The 15,485-nt window shown below is 71.2% G+C and carries 10 protein-coding genes; 7 read left to right on the plus strand and 3 right to left on the minus strand.

Translation table 11 applies throughout. The features are described 5' to 3' along the window. Window positions 1-9 precede the first annotated feature (9 nt). Window positions 10-960 carry a glutathione synthase gene (gene gshB, locus ACY35P_RS07235; protein WP_462115162.1) on the minus strand — a complete coding sequence of 317 codons (951 nt, stop codon included), beginning with the start codon at window positions 958-960 and terminating at the stop codon, window positions 10-12. A 171-nt stretch (window positions 961-1,131) separates the two neighbouring features. On the opposite strand from gshB, the gene pilG reads away from it, so the two are divergent. The 7 genes from pilG to ACY35P_RS07270 all read left to right on the plus strand — a co-directional run bounded on the left by pilG (window position 1,132) and on the right by ACY35P_RS07270 (window position 13,224). Then, window positions 1,132-1,530: a twitching motility response regulator PilG gene (pilG, locus tag ACY35P_RS07240; RefSeq protein WP_462115163.1), complete on the plus strand. Its 399-nt coding sequence runs from the start codon at window positions 1,132-1,134 to the stop codon at window positions 1,528-1,530. Between the two features lie 18 nt (window positions 1,531-1,548). After that, window positions 1,549-1,914, plus strand: a complete 366-nt coding sequence (locus ACY35P_RS07245) for a response regulator (protein ID WP_462115164.1) — start codon at window positions 1,549-1,551, stop codon at window positions 1,912-1,914. Between the two features lie 2 nt (window positions 1,915-1,916). Further along, entirely contained in the window at window positions 1,917-2,465 is a 549-nt protein-coding gene (locus ACY35P_RS07250; RefSeq protein ID WP_462115165.1) for a chemotaxis protein CheW, read from the plus strand. A gap of 33 nt (window positions 2,466-2,498) precedes the next feature. Next, window positions 2,499-4,520 (plus strand): methyl-accepting chemotaxis protein, encoded by a 2,022-nt coding sequence (locus tag ACY35P_RS07255; RefSeq protein WP_462115166.1) that lies wholly within the window; start codon window positions 2,499-2,501, stop codon window positions 4,518-4,520. A 118-nt stretch (window positions 4,521-4,638) separates the two neighbouring features. Next, complete coding sequence (locus tag ACY35P_RS07260) at window positions 4,639-10,947, plus strand: Hpt domain-containing protein (RefSeq protein ID WP_462115167.1); 6,309 nt, start codon at window positions 4,639-4,641, stop codon at window positions 10,945-10,947. Then, complete coding sequence (locus ACY35P_RS07265; RefSeq protein WP_462115168.1) at window positions 10,940-12,490, plus strand: chemotaxis protein CheB; 1,551 nt, start codon at window positions 10,940-10,942, stop codon at window positions 12,488-12,490. Before ACY35P_RS07260 ends, ACY35P_RS07265 begins: the two co-directional genes overlap by 8 nt. 11 nt (window positions 12,491-12,501) lie before the next feature. Then, window positions 12,502-13,224 carry a chemotaxis protein CheW gene (locus tag ACY35P_RS07270; protein WP_462115169.1) on the plus strand — a complete coding sequence of 241 codons (723 nt, stop codon included), beginning with the start codon at window positions 12,502-12,504 and terminating at the stop codon, window positions 13,222-13,224. 59 nt (window positions 13,225-13,283) lie between these two features. On the opposite strand, the gene ACY35P_RS07275 is transcribed toward ACY35P_RS07270, so the two are convergent. Then, entirely contained in the window at window positions 13,284-14,021 is a 738-nt protein-coding gene (locus ACY35P_RS07275; protein WP_462115170.1) for a 16S rRNA (uracil(1498)-N(3))-methyltransferase, read from the minus strand. Further along, complete coding sequence (locus ACY35P_RS07280; protein WP_462115171.1) at window positions 14,012-15,445, minus strand: adenosylmethionine--8-amino-7-oxononanoate transaminase; 1,434 nt, start codon at window positions 15,443-15,445, stop codon at window positions 14,012-14,014. The genes ACY35P_RS07275 and ACY35P_RS07280 overlap by 10 nt, the downstream gene beginning before the upstream one ends. Window positions 15,446-15,485: the final 40 nt, after the last annotated feature.

Below are 15,485 nucleotides of genomic sequence, written 5' to 3' on the forward strand. Positions count from 1 at the left end.
GCTCGCCGTTCAGTGGATCGGGCGCGGCGGCGGCGGCGGAAGCGCCTCGCCGGACTCGAGCGGCAGGCCGCTGCGCACGAGCTCGCGGATGCAGGTCGGGCTGGTCACGTTGACCTCGGTGAGGTGGTCTCCGATCACGTCCAGTCCCACGAAGACCATGCCCCGCGCCTTCATCTCCGGCCCGACCTGCGCCGCGATCCAACGGTCGCGATCGGTCAGCGGGCGGCCCTCGCCGCGGCCGCCGGCCGCCAGGTTGCCGCGGAACTCGTCCCCTTGCGGGATGCGGGCGAGGCAGAAGTCCACGGGCTCGCCGTCGACCAGCAGGATGCGCTTGTCGCCGTCGACGATCTCCGGCAGGTAGCGCTGCGCCATGGTCTGGTGCAGGCCGCCGTCGGTCAGCGTCTCCAGGATCACGTTGAGGTTGGCCTCGCCGGCGCGCGCCATGAAGATCGAGCGCCCGCCCATCCCGTCGAGCGGCTTCAGCACCACGTGCCCGTGTTCGGCGACGAAACGCTTCAGCTCCGCCGGGTCGCGGCTGACCAGCGTCGGCGGGCAGCACTGGGGGAAGAGCAGGGCGGCCAGTTTCTCGTTGTAGTCGCGCAGGCCCTGGGGGTCGTTGACCACCATCGCCCCCGCGCGCTGCGCAATCGACAGGATCTGGGTGTCGTGGACGTACTGGTCGTCGACCGGCGGGTCGCGCCGCATCAGGACGACGTGACCGGCGCCCAGTTCAAGCTGTGACGCCTCGCCCAGTTCGAACCATCCGGACCGATCGTCGGCCACGCGCAGCGGCGCAACGCGTGCCGCGGGGCGACCATCGTGGACGGACAGGGCGCCCGGCAACACGTAGAGGAGCCGGTGGCCGCGCTTCTGGGCGGCCAGCAGCATCGCGAAGGTGGAGTCCTTGGCGATCTTGATGGAGCCGATCGGATCCATCACGACGACGATGTCGAGGGGCATGGCTCAAGCCGCGGTCGGGGTGGCCGATGGTATCAGCGGGGCGGGCCCGACCTGACGCAAAGTGCCAGTTCTTCAGCTTTGTCGTGACGAAAATTGCCTGCTTGACAGCCTCTCCGGGGCTTGGAATAAAGGCTAACGCGCCCGCCTTACGCGGCGCTGGGGGATTTACGAATGCAGGATGACGCCCGCAATGGCAGCTTGGGCGGCCTCAAGGTCATGGTCATCGACGACTCGAAGACCATTCGCCGGACGGCCGAAACGCTGCTGAAGCGCGAGGGCTGCGACGTGGTGACGGCCTCGGACGGCTTCGAGGCGCTGGCGAAGATCGCGGACCAGCAACCGCAGATCATCTTCGTCGACGTCATGATGCCGAGGCTGGACGGTTACCAGACCTGTGCGCTGATCAAGAACAACCAGACGTTCCGCAGCACGCCGGTGATCATGCTGTCCTCTAAGGACGGCCTGTTCGACAAGGCACGCGGCCGCATCGTCGGCTCCGAGCAGTACCTCACGAAGCCGTTCACCCGCGAAGAACTGCTCGACGCGATTCGCAAGCACGTCAACGCCTGACCGGGGGGAAGGGCACCAATGGCACGCATTCTTCTGATCGAGGACTCACCGACCGAGTCGGCGGTGATGACCCAGCTCCTCGAGCGCAACGGCCACCAGGTCATGACGTCCGGCAGCGCCGAGGACGGCATCGAGGCCTGTCGCCGCGAGCGTCCGGACCTCGTCCTCATGGACGTCGTCCTGCCGGGCATGAACGGTTTCCAGGCCACGCGCGCGCTGTCGCGCGATGCCGAGACGAAGACGATCCCGGTGCTCATCGTCAGCACCAAGGGCATGGACACCGATCGCGCCTGGGGCCTCCGCCAGGGCGCGAAGGACTACATCGTCAAGCCGCCGCGCGAGGACGAGCTCATCTCGCGCATCAACGAACTCCTGGGCGCCTGACGATGGACACCACGATGAGCCCGTTCGACGTGCTCGTCGACTACGAGCGCCGCAGCCTCGCGCACGTCGCGGGCCTGCCGGAGCAGCTCGACGCGCCCGGCCTGTGGCGCGGCGTCGGCTACCGCATCGGCTCGCGCCGCCTCGCCTCCGAATTCGGCGAGGTGCGCGAGATCCTGTCCGTTCCGCAGATCACGCCCGTTCCCGGCACGCAGCCGTGGATGCTCGGGGTCGCCAACGTCCGCGGCCAGCTGCTGCCGATCGTCGACATGAAGCAGTTCCTCGAGGGCGAGCGCACCGTGCTCCACGAGGGCCTGCGCGTTCTGCTCGTGCGACAGGGCGGCGGCGACGTCGCCGTTCTCGTCGACGAACTGTTCGGCCAGCGCTCCTTCATCGAGGAGCAGAAGCTCGACGACGAGGCCTTCGCGCCGCTCGCGCAGGGCCGCTACGCGCATTTCGTCGACCGCGCCTACCGACTGGGCGAGCACGACTGGGGCGTCTTCAGCCTCGACCTGCTCGCCCGCACTCCCGAATTCCGCCACGCCGCCGCCTGACGGCTCCGCTGCACGAAGACCTGAGGTTCAACCATGAGCACCATGATGGATAGCGTCGCCGGCAAAGGTCGCGACATTCGGATCAACACCTGGGTGGCCCTGCTGATCGGCTCGCTGGTCGTGCTCGGCGCGAACGTCGGCTACGCCTCGTTCAAGGCCGGGCGCCTGAGTGGCGCCAGCTCGTCGGCCTCCGAACTGCAGGTGCTCTCGCAGCAGCTCGCGGTGCGCGGCAACGAGGCGGTCGGCGGTAACACCGAGGCGTTCAAGGCGTTCCGCGACACCAAGGACCGCATCGAATCCGACATCGTCCGACTGAACTCGGCGTACGGCGACGACAGCCGCGCGGGCGGCGCGGTGCAGCAGGTCTCGTCGCGCTGGACCCAGATCAAGGGCCGGGCGGACCAGGTCGTGCAGGCGGAAGCGGCCATCAGCGGCGTCGCGACGCACGCCGAGTCGTTCAACAAGAACCTGCCGAACTTCCAGGCGACGCTCGACGAACTCGTCCGCGCGATGTCCGCGTCGGGCTCGCCCTCGTCGCAGGTCTACATTGCGCTGCGCCAGGTCGTCGTCTCCGGAACCATGGCCCGTCGCATCGCGGAAATCCGCAGCGGCGGTCCGGGCGCGCAGGCGGCCGCCGATGCGCTCGGCCGCGACGCCAACCTGTTCTCGACGGTGCTCGCCGGCCTGCGCAAGGGCGACGACGCCAACCGCATCCTGCCGCTGACCGCCGGCCCGGCCGTCTCGCAGCTGGCCCAGGTCGAGCAGCAGTGGGGCTCGATGAAGAAGGACCTCGACGCGATCACCGCGAGCTCGCGCGACCTGATCGGCGCGCAGACCGCCGCGGGCGCGATCACCACGCAGTCGGGTGACCTGCTCGACGACTCGCAGAAGCTGTTCGGCGCGTTCACGTCGATCGGCTCGGTGAAGGACACGAGTGTCCCCGGCAACATCTGGATCTCGATCATCGCCGGCGCGCTGACCCTGCTCGCGATCGCCGGCCTGCTCTACGCGCTCAACAAGCAGCAGCGTCGCCGCTACGACAGCACGAAGGAACTCAACGACCGTAACCAGGAGGCCATCATGCGCCTGCTGGACGAGATGGGTTCGCTCGCAGAAGGCGACCTGACGGTCAAGGCGACGGTCACGGAGGACATGACCGGCGCGATCGCGGACTCGATCAACTTCGCCGTCGAGCAGCTGCGCAGCCTCGTGCAGACGATCACCGACACGTCGGTGCAGGTCGCGGCCAGCGCGCAGGAAACGCAGGCCACGGCGACGCAACTCGCCGAAGCCGCCGAGCACCAGGCGCAGGAAATCGGTACGGCCTCCGAGGCCATCAACGAGATCGCGCGATCGATCGACCAGGTGTCGAAGAACTCCGCGGAGTCCGCGGAGGTGGCGCAGCGCTCGGTGCAGATCGCGACCAAGGGCGCCGGCGTCGTCCGCCAGACGATCGCGGGCATGGACTCGATCCGTGACCAGATCCAGGAGACCTCGAAGCGAATCAAGCGCCTCGGCGAGTCGTCGCAGGAAATCGGCTCGATCGTCGAACTGATCAACGACATTTCGGAACAGACGAACATCCTGGCGCTGAACGCCGCGATTCAGGCGGCCTCGGCCGGTGAAGCGGGTCGCGGCTTCGCGGTCGTCGCCGACGAAGTGCAGCGCCTCGCAGAACGCGCGTCCAACGCGACGAAGCGAATCGAAACGCTCGTCCAGACGATTCAGAGCGATACGAACGAAGCGGTCAGCTCGATGGAGCAGACGACGTCCGAGGTGGTCGCGGGTGCGCGACTGGCCGAGGACGCCGGTACGGCGCTGGGCGAGATCGAAAAGGTCTCGACCGACCTCTCGAGCCTCATTCAGGGCATCTCGCAGGCGGCGCAGCAGCAGTCCTTCGCGGCATCGAACATCACCCAGACGATGACCACGATTCAGTCGATCACCGCGCAGACCTCGCAGGGTGCGAGCCAGACGGCGGCCTCGATTGGAAACCTCGCGCAGCTCGCGGCGGACCTCCGTCGCTCCGTCGCCGACTTCAAGCTGCCGGCCTGAACCGCAGTCCCCGGAACAACGAAATGAACTGGCACGCACCTGGTCCCCGCTGCGCGGTGATCGCGCTCTCCTCCCCGGAGAGCGCGCCGCGCGCGGTCGGCAAGGCGCGAGGTGCACGATGATCGCGATGCGCGAAGTGATCGATACGACCACGCTCGGCTGGATCAAGCCGGAACTCGACGAAACCCTGCGCCAGGCGCGCCAGGAGATCGAAGCGTTCCTCGACGATCCCGCCGACTCCGCGCGCATGCGCGCCTGTGCCACGCTCCTGCACCAGGTGCGCGGCACGCTGCAGATGATCGAGCTCGACGCTCCCTCGATGGTGGCGACCGAGATGGCGACGCTGGCCGAGACGCTCGCCGATGGCGGCGTCGCCGATCGGGACGAGGCGTGTGCCGCGCTGCTGCGCGGCGTCGTGCAGCTGCCGGATTACCTCGAGCGCCTGCAGGGCGGCCATCGCGACATTCCGATCGTGCTGCTGCCGCTGCTCAACGAACTCCGCGCCGCGCGCGGTGAAGCCGGCCTCAGCGAAAGCATGCTGTTCGCGCCGGACCTCGACCGCGCCGTGCCGGCGGCCGACGGTGCGCCGCAGGGCGACCCGACCACCGCGGCGGAGCGTTTCGACGCGGCGCTGCGCGCGTGGCCGGAAGACGGCGCGCCCGCCGACGGCTCCGCGCTGGTCGATGCACTGGGCGAGCTCGTGCGCGCCGGCGGCGACGCCGCGCGCCAGCGCGTGCTGTGGGTCGCCGAGGGCGTCGCCATGGCCGTCGCCGACGGTGCGATGCCGACCAGTCGCGGCCTGCGCCAGGCGTTCCTGGACGCGGCCTCCGCGCTTCGCGGCGAGTCCGACCCCGCCGATGCGACGCGCCAGCTGCTGTACCACGTGGCCAATGCGGGCGGCTCGCATCCGCGCCTGGTCGACATCCGCGAGACGTTCGCGCTCGATGCGCAGCGTCCCAGCGAAAGCGAGATCGCGCATGCGCGCGGCTCGTTGAGCGGTCGCAATCGCGCGCTGCTCGACACCGTGTCGGCGGCGATCAAGGAAGACCTGATGCGCGTCAAGGACGCGCTCGACATCCACCTGCGCACCGGCCGCATCGAAGTGGCCGAACTCCGGCCGCAGGTCGACGCCCTGACGCAGGTGGGCGACACGCTCGGCATGATGGGCCTGGGCACCGCCCGTGGCGTCGTCATGCAGCAGCGCGACGCCATGGCCGACGTCGTCAACGGCCGACGCACCGCCGACGAGCATGCGCTGCTCGACATCGCCGGCGCGCTCCTCTACGTCGATGCCTCGCTCGACGACCAGGTCGCACGACTCGGCCTCGAGGAAGGCGCGGTCGACGGCGACGACGCCCTCGCGCGCGAGTCCCGCAAGGTGCTCGACATCGTGGTGCGCGAGGCCATCGCCAACTTCGGTGACGCACGCCAGTCGTTCGTCGCCTTCGTCGAGACCGGCTGGGACCACGCCGAGCTCGCCGAAGTGCCGCGCCTGCTCGACGAGGTCGCGGGTGCGATGCGCATGGTGCAGCTGCCCGCCCCGGCCGGCTACCTGGACGCGATCGCGCGTTATTCCCAGCAGGAACTCGTCGAGCGTCGCCACGTGCCCACCGGCGCCGAGCTCGACGCACTCGCCGATGCGCTGGCGAGCCTCGAATACTTCCTCGAAGCGCTGCGCGACCGCCGCCCGAATCGCGACGGCATGCTCGACATCGCGCGCTCGAGCCTGGAGGCCCTGCGTTACTGGCCGGTTCCGGCGTCGGCCCCGGCCGTTACGACCGACGTCGCGCCGCCCGTCGCCGCGGAGCCCGCGGTGGACGCCGCGATCGCCGAGGCGCTGCATCCGGAGTCGGGAGACTCGCTCGCACCCGTCGACGCGCATGACGAGGAAGTGCTCGCGCACATCGCGGAGTCGTTCGGCGCGGGCGACCTGCAGGCGCGCAGCGAGGACACGCCGGTCGTGCACGAGCCCGTGGCGGTCGACGTCGCGGCGCTCGACACGGTCGAGCCGGTGGCCGCTGCCGCGCCGATCGGTGCCGTCTACGGGGGCTTCGAAGCCAACGCCGACATCGACGACGACATCCGCGAGGTCTTCCTCGAGGAGCTGTCGGAGGAGATGGATAACCTCGCCGCCATGCTGCCTGCATGGAAGGCGATGCCGGACGAGATCGAGCGTCTGCGCCCCGTGCGCCGCGTCTTCCACACGCTGAAGGGCAGCGGCCGCCTCGTCGGGGCCAAGGTCCTCGGCGAGTTCAGCTGGAAGATCGAGAACATGCTCAACCGCGTGCTCGACGGCACGCGTTTGCCGACGCCGGCCGTAGCCACGCTGCTCGACCATGCGATCGGCACGCTGCCGCAGTTCCATGCCGCGCTCGCCGGTACCGCGCCAGTCACGGCCGACCTCGCGGGCTACGAAGCCGTCGCCGATCGCCTGGAGAAGGGCGAGGAAGCGTTCTACACGGGCCCGTCCAGCGTCCCGGTTGAAGCACCGGTGGCGGCCGCTCCCGTCGTCGCGCCGATCGCCGTCGAGGATCTCGGCGAGCCCGCCTACGTGGATCCGGTCTTGCTGGAGATTCTCGCGACCGAGGTCGACGGCCATCTCGCGACGATCGACGAATGGCTCGAAGTCGCGCGTCGCCAGCCGCAGCGCGCCGAAGACCGCCTGCAGCGCTCGATCCACACGCTCAACGGCGCGTTCGCGATGACCGAGGTGCCGGTGATCCCGGGCGTCACCGGTCCGACCGAGGCCTACATCAAGCGCCTGCTCGCCGCCGGCGTGCCGGCGACCGCGGAGGGCGTCGAGGCGATCGCCGACGTCGCCGCCGCGATCCGGACGACGCTCGCGCGCCTGCAGGCCGACCGTCCGCACGTGCCGAGCTTCGATGGCCTGGCCGAGCGCGTTGCCGCGCTCCGCGACAGCCTGCCCGATGCGCGCCATGCGGCGCCGGTCGATGCTGTCGCAGCGTCCGCCGCCGAGGATTTCGCCCAGCTTGAAGCTGCGCAGGCCGATGCCGAGCGCGCCGAAGCCGAGCGCATCGAGCAGGAGCGCGTCGCCGCCGAGCAGGCGGAAGCCGAACGTCTCGAAGCCGAGCGCGCGGAACTGTCGCGTGTCGCGGCCGAGCAGGCCGAAGCCGAGCGAATGGAAGCCGAGCGCATCGAAGCCGAGCGCGTCGAAGCGGAACGGCTCGAGGCCGAGCGCATCGAAGCGGAACGGCTCGAAGCCGAGCGCGTCGAGCAGGAACGCATCGCCGCCGAACACGCCGAAGCCGAACGCATCGAGCAGGAGCGCATCGCGGCCGAGCAGGCCGAGGCCGAACGCATCGAGCGCGAGCGCGCGGAAGCCGAAGAGGCCGAACGCCTCGCCGCGCTCACCGAGGCCCAGCGCCAGGAAGAGGCACGGATCGCCGCCGAGCAGGCGGAAGCCGAGCGCCTCGCCGCCGAGGCCGCGGAAGCGGAACGCGTCGAAGCCGAGCGCATCGCCGCCGAACGGGCCGAGATCGAGCGCCTGGAAGCCGAGCGACTCGAGCAGGAGCGTCTCGCCGCCGAGCAGGCGGAAGCCGAGCGTATTGCGGCCGAAGCCGCCGAGGCCGAGCGCATCGCCGCCGAGCAGGCGGAGATCGCCCGGATCGAAGCCGAGCGCGTCGAGCAGGAACGTCTGGCGGCCGAAGCCGCCGAAGCCGAGCGCGCCGCCGCCGAAGCTGCAGAAGCGGAGCGCCTCGAAGCGGAGCGCATCGCTGCCGAGCAGGCCGAGGCCGAACGGATCGCCGCGGAAGCCGCCGAGGCCCGTCGGGTGGAAGAGGAACGACTCGCCGCCGAACGCGCCGAGCGCGAGCGCGTCGAAGCGGAGCGTGCGGAAGCCGAGCGCCTCGATGCCGAGCGCGTGGAAGCCGAAGCCCGTGAGCGCGCACGGATTGACGCGCAGCGCGCGGAAGCCGAGCGTCAGGAGCGCGTCGCGGCAGAACAGAAGATGGCCGAGCAGGTCCGCGCGGCGATCGCCGCCGCGGCGGCCGCCGTCGAGGCCGGGATGGCGATGCCGTCGCATGTCGTCGACGAGGCCGATCCGGACACCGGGCTCGACCTCACCGGCCTGGATCCCGAACTCGTCGACATCTTCGTGGAAGAGGGCGTCGACCTGCTCGACCACTCCGACGGCCTGCTCGCGCACCTGCGCCAGCAGCCCGACGACCGCGAGAGCCTCGCGGGCCTGCAGCGCGACCTGCACACGCTGAAGGGCGGCGCGCGCATGGCCGGCATCATGGCCGTGGGCGAACTCGGCCACGTCATGGAGTCGCTGCTCGAAGCGGTGGTGGAACATCGCAGCGAGCTCGGCCGCGACGGCGTGGTACTGCTCGAGCGCGGGTTCGACCGCCTGCACGGCATGGTCACCCGCGTCGGCGAGCGTCGCGCGATCGGCATGCCGCTCGCGCTCATCGCCCAGTTCGAGGCCCGCGCGCGCGGCGAACGCCTGCCGATGCCGGTCGAGGCGGAATCGCGCCCGATGCCCGCGCCGATGCCGGCGCCGGTCGTCGACTTGAAGCCGCTGTCCGCGCCGATCGGCGAGCAGCCGGTGCTGGGCGACGAGGACGACATCGCCGTCCGCACGCCGCAGGAGCAGGTGCGCATCCGCGCCGACCTGCTCGACCGGCTGGTCAACTACGCCGGTGAGGTCGCGATCTACCGCGCCCGCCTCGAGCAGCAGCTCGGCGCCTTCCGTTCCGCCATCGGCGAAATGGAAGCGACCAACACGCGTATGCGCGACCAGCTGCGCCGCCTCGAGATCGAGACGGAAGCGCAGATCGTCGCGCGCTACCAGCGCGAGGACGTGGAGGCGTCGTTCGACCCGCTCGAGCTCGACCGCTTCTCGACGCTGCAGCAGCTCACGCGTGCACTGTCCGAATCCGCGGCCGACCAGACGTCGCTGCAGACGACGTTCGACGACCTGACGCGCCAGTACGAGACGTTGCTGCTCCAGCAGTCGCGCGTCTCGTCCGAGCTGCAGGAAGGCCTCATGCGCACGCGCATGGTGCCGTTCGACGGTCTGCTGCCGCGCCTGCGCCGCGTCGTGCGCCAGGCGTCGGGCGAGCTCGGCAAGCAGGTCGTGCTGCGCCTCGAAGGCACCCAGGGCGAGCTCGACCGCAACGTGCTCGAGCGCATGACCGCGCCGTTGGAGCACATGCTCCGCAACGCCGTCGCGCATGGCCTCGAGTCCAGCGACAAGCGCGTCGCCGCCGGCAAGCCGGAGGAAGGCACGATCCGCATCGCGGTGCGCCGCGAAGGGTCGGAAGTCGTGCTGGAAGTCGGCGACGACGGCCGCGGCCTCGACCGCGAGGCGATCCGTCGCCGCGGCCTCGAGCGCGGGTTGATCCGCGGCGATGCGGTGCTCGCCGAGTCCGACCTCGACATGCTGATCTTCGAGCCGGGCTTCTCGACGGCCGACGAAGTCAGCCGCCTCGCCGGTCGCGGCGTCGGCATGGACGTCGTCGCCTCGGAAGTCCGCCAGCTCGGCGGCACGATCGACATCCGCACCGAGCACGGCCGCGGCACCACCTTCACCCTGCGCCTGCCGCAAACGCTCGCGGTCACGCAGGCCGTCTTCGTCCGCATCGGCGAGACCGCCTTCGCGGTGCCGATCGCCTCGGTGCGCGGCGTGGGCCGCATCTCCCGCGACGACCTCGCGAAGTCGCTCGAGAGCGAGGACGGTGGCACCTTCCGCTACGGCGGCGAGGACTACGCCGTGCACGACCTCGGCCGCCTGATGGGCCAGGCACCGGCGAAGGCCGAAGGCCTGCTGCAGGTCCCCCTGCTGCTCATCCGCGCCGGCGAACTGCGTGCCGCGGTCACCGTCGACCAGGTCATCGGCAACCGCGAAATCGTGGTGAAGCCGGTCGGCCCGCAGGTCGCCTCGGTGCCCGGCATCTTCGGCGCGACGATCATGGGCGACGGCCGCGTGGTCGTGATCCTCGACGTCGCTCCGCTGGTGCGCCGCCAGGCCGCGTTGCCGCGCGACGTGTACCAGCCGCCGGCGCCGGTCGTCGAGAAGCGCGTGGTGCCGCTGGTCATGGTGGTCGACGACTCGGTCACGATGCGCAAGGTCACCGGGCGCGTGCTGGAACGCCATGGCTACGAGGTGGTCACCGCGAAGGACGGCATCGACGCGCTCGAGCGCATGGCCGAGCGCGTGCCCGACCTCATGCTGCTCGACATCGAGATGCCGCGCATGGACGGCTACGAATTGGCCGGCGCCATGCGCAGCGACTCCCGCATGCGCGACGTGCCGATCATCATGATCACGTCGCGTACCGGCGAGAAGCATCGCCAGCGTGCGTTCGAACTGGGCGTGCAGCGTTATCTCGGCAAGCCGTACCAGGAGCCGGAGCTGATGCGCAACGTCAACGAGCTGCTCGACCGGGTGCATGCGCATGAGTGACACCCGCCGTCGCGTCGCACTGCTCGCCCGCCCGGGCACCGCGCGCGACAGCGTGCGCGGCGCGCTGCTCGAGATCGGCGCCGACATCGTGGTCGAGGACGATCCGGGCACGGCCTCGTTGGACGATGTCCGCGGTGCCTCGCCCGAGGTGCTGATGATCGTGCTCGATGCGATCAGCGAGAACACGCTCGACCGCTTCGACAGCATGCTCGGCGATCCCGCCGTGGAAGTGATGTTCGAGGAGGCCGACGTGGCCGCCTCGCGCGACGGCTGGGAGGCCGCGCGCTGGCGGCGCCACCTCGCCGCCAAGCTCAACCATCGCGACGACGTGCTGCCGCCCGTCGCGGGTACCGCCATGGCGGCGCCGGTCGACGCGCTGTCGCTGGAGATCGAGGCGCTGATCGACACCGACTCGTCGGACGTCGTCCCGGAGTCCGAGGTCCATGCTGGCGGCGAAGCCGCCGCGGGCGACGATTTCACCGCATTCGACACCACGACCGCCGAGGCGCCCGCGGACGAGTTCGTGCTCTCCCTCCATGGTCTCGAGCTCGAGTCGAGCGCGATCGATTCGCCGCTGCCGGACGTCGGTACGATCGAGCTCGAATCGCGCACCCCCGAGCCGCTGCCGCCCGTCACCGGCCCGGACTTCAGCGCGAGCGATTTCGATCCGCTGCTGGCCGAACTCGATGCCGAGCTGCCGGACTTCCCGCTGCCCGAATCCGCGCAGTCCGCCACCGACTGGTCCGGCGGGCTCGTCGAGGATTTCGCGCCGGTCGATGAAGTCTCGTTCGACGACGTCGCCCCGGCGCCCGCTGGGCCGCCGCCGTTGCCGAAAGTGTCGTTCGGCGAGCTGAGCCTCGCCGACGACGCGGCTCCGATGGTTCCACTCGCCGCGGCACCGCGGACGCACGACCTCGGCGACCTCGAGCGCCGGATTTCCGGGCTCGGCCTCGTCGACGACGGTTCGCCGGGCATGCCGGCGCCGACGCCGCCTGCCGTGGAGACGCCGCTCGCGGCCGAAGCCGCACCGACCGGTGTCGTGCTCGTGCTCGCCGGCATTGGCGGCCCAGACGCCGTGCGACAGCTGCTGGGCGCGCTGCCGGGCCGCTTCCCGCGCCCGATCCTGCTGCGACAGCGCCTGGATGGGGCGCGCTACGACAAGCTCGTCGCGCAGCTCACCCGCGCGTCCGCGCTTCCCGTCGAGCTGGCCGTCGCCGGCGAGCCCGTCCGCTCCGGCCGCGTCTACGTCGTCGGCGACGACGTCGGCCTCTCGCCCGACGCCGCCACGTTCGTCGGCGGTGGGGAAGGGCAGCTCCTCGAGCATCTCCCGGCTGCCGAGAGCGCGGTCGTCGTGCTCAGCGGTGCCGACGCCGGCCTTGCCGACCGCATCGACGCCCTGCGTGCGCAGGGTGCCTTCGTCGGCGCCCAGTCCACCGATGGCTGCTACGACGCCGCGGCCGCGTCGGCCGTCGCCGTCCGGGGCGCGATGTCCGCGCTCCCGTCCGAACTCGCTGCAGAACTCGTCGGCCGCTGGGGCCGCTGAGGGGAACCGTCGTGTCCAAGAAGAAGCGCAATCGTCGTCCCGGTGCTCCATCGCTCGGCACCGCACCGTCGGCGCCCGTCGCGCTCGACCGTGACGAGGCCCCGGCCTCCGACGTGGAGCACGAGGACGGCTCCGCGGCCCCGTTCGTCGATGCGGCCCTCGCGCAGGCGTCGGCCCGCTCGCTGATGGAGCCCGCCGACGACGCGGCCGAGCCCGCGGGCGCCGCCGCACCGCCACGCGCGATGCCGGCCGCGTCGCCGACGTGGGCGCAGCACGAGTCCGGCGACGTCCGCGGGGTGCTCATCCAGGTGGGCGGCGGGCGGCTGCTGCTGCCGAACGCGACGATCGCCGAGGTGCTGTCCTACGCCGAACCGGAACGCGAGGACGTCGGCGCCGACTGGCTGCTCGGGCGGTTCCGCTGGCGCGGTTGGCAGATTCCGCTGGTCGCGTTCTCGCGGCTGTCGGGCATCGGCGAGGACAAGCCCGGCCTCGGCAGCAAGGTCATCGTGCTCAAGGCCCTCGGCGGCGATCGCCGCCTGCCGTTCTTCGCGATCGTGACGCAGGGCTTCCCGCGCCTCGTCACGGTTTCGCGCAGCGCGCTGGCGGTCGAGTCCGGCGACGAGGCGATGCCGACCGCCGTGCAGGCGCGCGTGCGCCTCAACGACGACGATGCGCTGCTGCCGGATCTGCTGCACATCGAGCAGTGCCTGCACGAGTTGCGCGACGCGGCCTGACCGCCGCCCGCACTGCAGCACGCCCCGGGGCCGCACATGCGGCCCCGTTCGTTTCCGGGTCAGGCGAGGTCGCCGAAGCGCGCCTGCAGCGCGGCGATCGCCGCGAGCCCCGCCGTCTCGGTGCGGAGGATGCGCGGCCCGAGCCGCAGCCCGCCGAAGCCGCCCCACTGCAGCGCCTCGCGATCGAGCGGCGACCAGCCGCCCTCGGGACCGACGGCCAGGCACACGGTGGACGCCGGGGCCAGCTCGAGCGATGGCAGCGAGTGCGCGCCCGTGGGGTCCAGCAGCAGCCGCAGGTCGTGCGCGGCGAGCCCGTCGAGCGCCGCCCGCAGCGACAGCGGTGCCTGCACGACCGGTACGACCGCACGGCCGCATTGCTCGCAGGCCGAGGCGACGACGCTCCGCCAGTGGTCGAGGCGCTTGGCGGCACGGTCGCCGTCGAGCTTGACGTCGCTCCGTTGCGACCACACCGGGACGACCTCGCGCACGCCGAGTTCGGTGGCCTTCTGCAGGATCAGGTCCATCTTCTCGCCCTTGGCGACGCCCTGCAGCAGCACCAGGCCGAGCGGGGACTCGCGATCGACCGGCGTAGCCGCGCCGATGCGCAGGCGCGCCTCGCGCTTGCCGACCACCGACAGCGTCGCGGCGTAGTCGTGGCCGTCGCCGTTGAAGGCGATGCAGTCGTCCCCCACGCCGAGCCGCAGCACGCGCGTCAGGTGGGCGGCGGGGCCTTCGGGCAGCACGACCTCGTCGCCCGGGGCGAAGGCTTGCGGCACGTGGACGCGGGTCAGGCGCATGCGGCGTCTCCGAAGGCGGCGTCGAGCGCGACGCGCGTGGCGTCCGCGAGCAGGTCGAGCGCGTCGTCGCCGATGCAGTACGGCGGCAACCAGTACAGGACGTCGCCGAGCGGACGCAGCAGCACGCCATGCGCGACCGCGGCGCGGTAGGCGCGAAGCCCGCGCCCGCCGGCGATCTCGACCGCCGTACCGTCCGCGCCCTCCAGACGGTCGGCCGCCATCTCGATCGCGACGATCATGCCGGTGCGACGCACGTCGACCACGCGCGGATCGTTCCGGAACGCCGCCGCGCGCGACTCGAGCTCGAGCGCCGTGCCCGCATTGCGGGCCAGCACGTCGTCCTGCTCGAAGATGTCGAGCGAGGCCAGCGCGGCGGCGCAGCCCAGCGGATTGCCGGTGTAGCTGTGCGAATGCAGGAAGGCCCGCTCGCGGGAATCGTCGAGGAAGCCGTCGTAGATCCGCTGCGTGGCGAGTACCGCCGCGAGTGGCAGCGCGCCGCCGGTGAGGCCCTTCGACAGGCAGAGCAGGTCGGGTGCGATGCCCGCCTGCTCGCACGCGAACATCGTGCCGGTGCGACCGAAGCCGACCGCGATCTCGTCGGCGATCAGGAAGATGCCGTGCGCATCGCAGAGCTCGCGCGCGCGACGCAGGTAGGCGGGATGGTGCATGCGCATGCCGCCGGCGCATTGCACGAGGGGCTCCAGGATCATCGCGCAGACGTCGCCGCCGTGTTCGGCCAGCAAGGCGCCGAGCGCATCGGCCGCGCGGTGCGCGCGCTGTTCGGCGGTCTCACCGTCCCCCGCGAGGAAGGCATCGGGCGACGGCGCGAACAGCGCTTCCGCGAGCAGGGGTGCGTACACGCGGCGATAGAGCGGGATGTCGCCCACCGCGAGCGCGCCCAGGGTTTCGCCGTGGTAGCTGTTGTCGAGCGCGACGAACTTCGTGCGCCGCGATTCGCCTGCATTGCGGAACCAGTGGAAGGCCATCTTCAGCGCGACTTCCACGCCGGCGGAACCGTTGTCCGCATAGAAGACCTTCGCCAGCGGCGGACGGCCCGCCTGGCGCGGCGCGATCGCGAGCAGCCGCTCGGCGAGCGTCACCGCCGGCTCGTGCGTGCAACCGGCGAGGATCACGTGCTCGAGCGTGCGCGCCTGCCGTGCGATGGCCTCGGCGATCCGCGGCTCGGCATGCCCGTGCAGGCAGGTCCACCAGCTGGAGACCGCGTCCAGCGTGCGGCGGCCGTCCATGCCCACGAGCCACTCCCGCTCGGCCGAGGCGATCGGCAGCAGCGGCAGGCGGTCCGGGTGCTCGCGCATCTGCGTGCAGGGGTGCCAGAGCACGTCGAGGTCGCGGCGGCGCCAGGCATCGGCGGTGCCTTCGCGAGCCCCTGCTAGGATGGTCGCATCGTGATCGAGCCTGTTCATCCCGCCATTATCCCGCGTCGCGCGGGCCTCCCGACGAGAC

This window comes from Lysobacter xanthus (genome assembly GCF_047159895.1).

What these genes read in the sequence shown, in the direction of transcription:
- ACY35P_RS07255 (WP_462115166.1), top strand. Translation starts at nt 2,499, where the DNA reads ATGAGCACCATGATGGATAGCGTCGCCGGCAAAGGTCGCGACATTCGG.
- ACY35P_RS07245 (WP_462115164.1), top strand. Translation starts at nt 1,549, where the DNA reads ATGGCACGCATTCTTCTGATCGAGGACTCACCGACCGAGTCGGCGGTG.
- ACY35P_RS07260 (WP_462115167.1), top strand. Translation starts at nt 4,639, where the DNA reads ATGATCGCGATGCGCGAAGTGATCGATACGACCACGCTCGGCTGGATC.
- ACY35P_RS07275 (WP_462115170.1), bottom strand. Translation starts at nt 14,021, where the DNA reads ATGCGCCTGACCCGCGTCCACGTGCCGCAAGCCTTCGCCCCGGGCGAC.
- ACY35P_RS07265 (WP_462115168.1), top strand. Translation starts at nt 10,940, where the DNA reads ATGAGTGACACCCGCCGTCGCGTCGCACTGCTCGCCCGCCCGGGCACC.
- ACY35P_RS07250 (WP_462115165.1), top strand. Translation starts at nt 1,917, where the DNA reads ATGGACACCACGATGAGCCCGTTCGACGTGCTCGTCGACTACGAGCGC.
- ACY35P_RS07280 (WP_462115171.1), bottom strand. Translation starts at nt 15,445, where the DNA reads ATGAACAGGCTCGATCACGATGCGACCATCCTAGCAGGGGCTCGCGAA.
- gshB (WP_462115162.1), bottom strand. Translation starts at nt 960, where the DNA reads ATGCCCCTCGACATCGTCGTCGTGATGGATCCGATCGGCTCCATCAAG.
- pilG (WP_462115163.1), top strand. Translation starts at nt 1,132, where the DNA reads ATGCAGGATGACGCCCGCAATGGCAGCTTGGGCGGCCTCAAGGTCATG.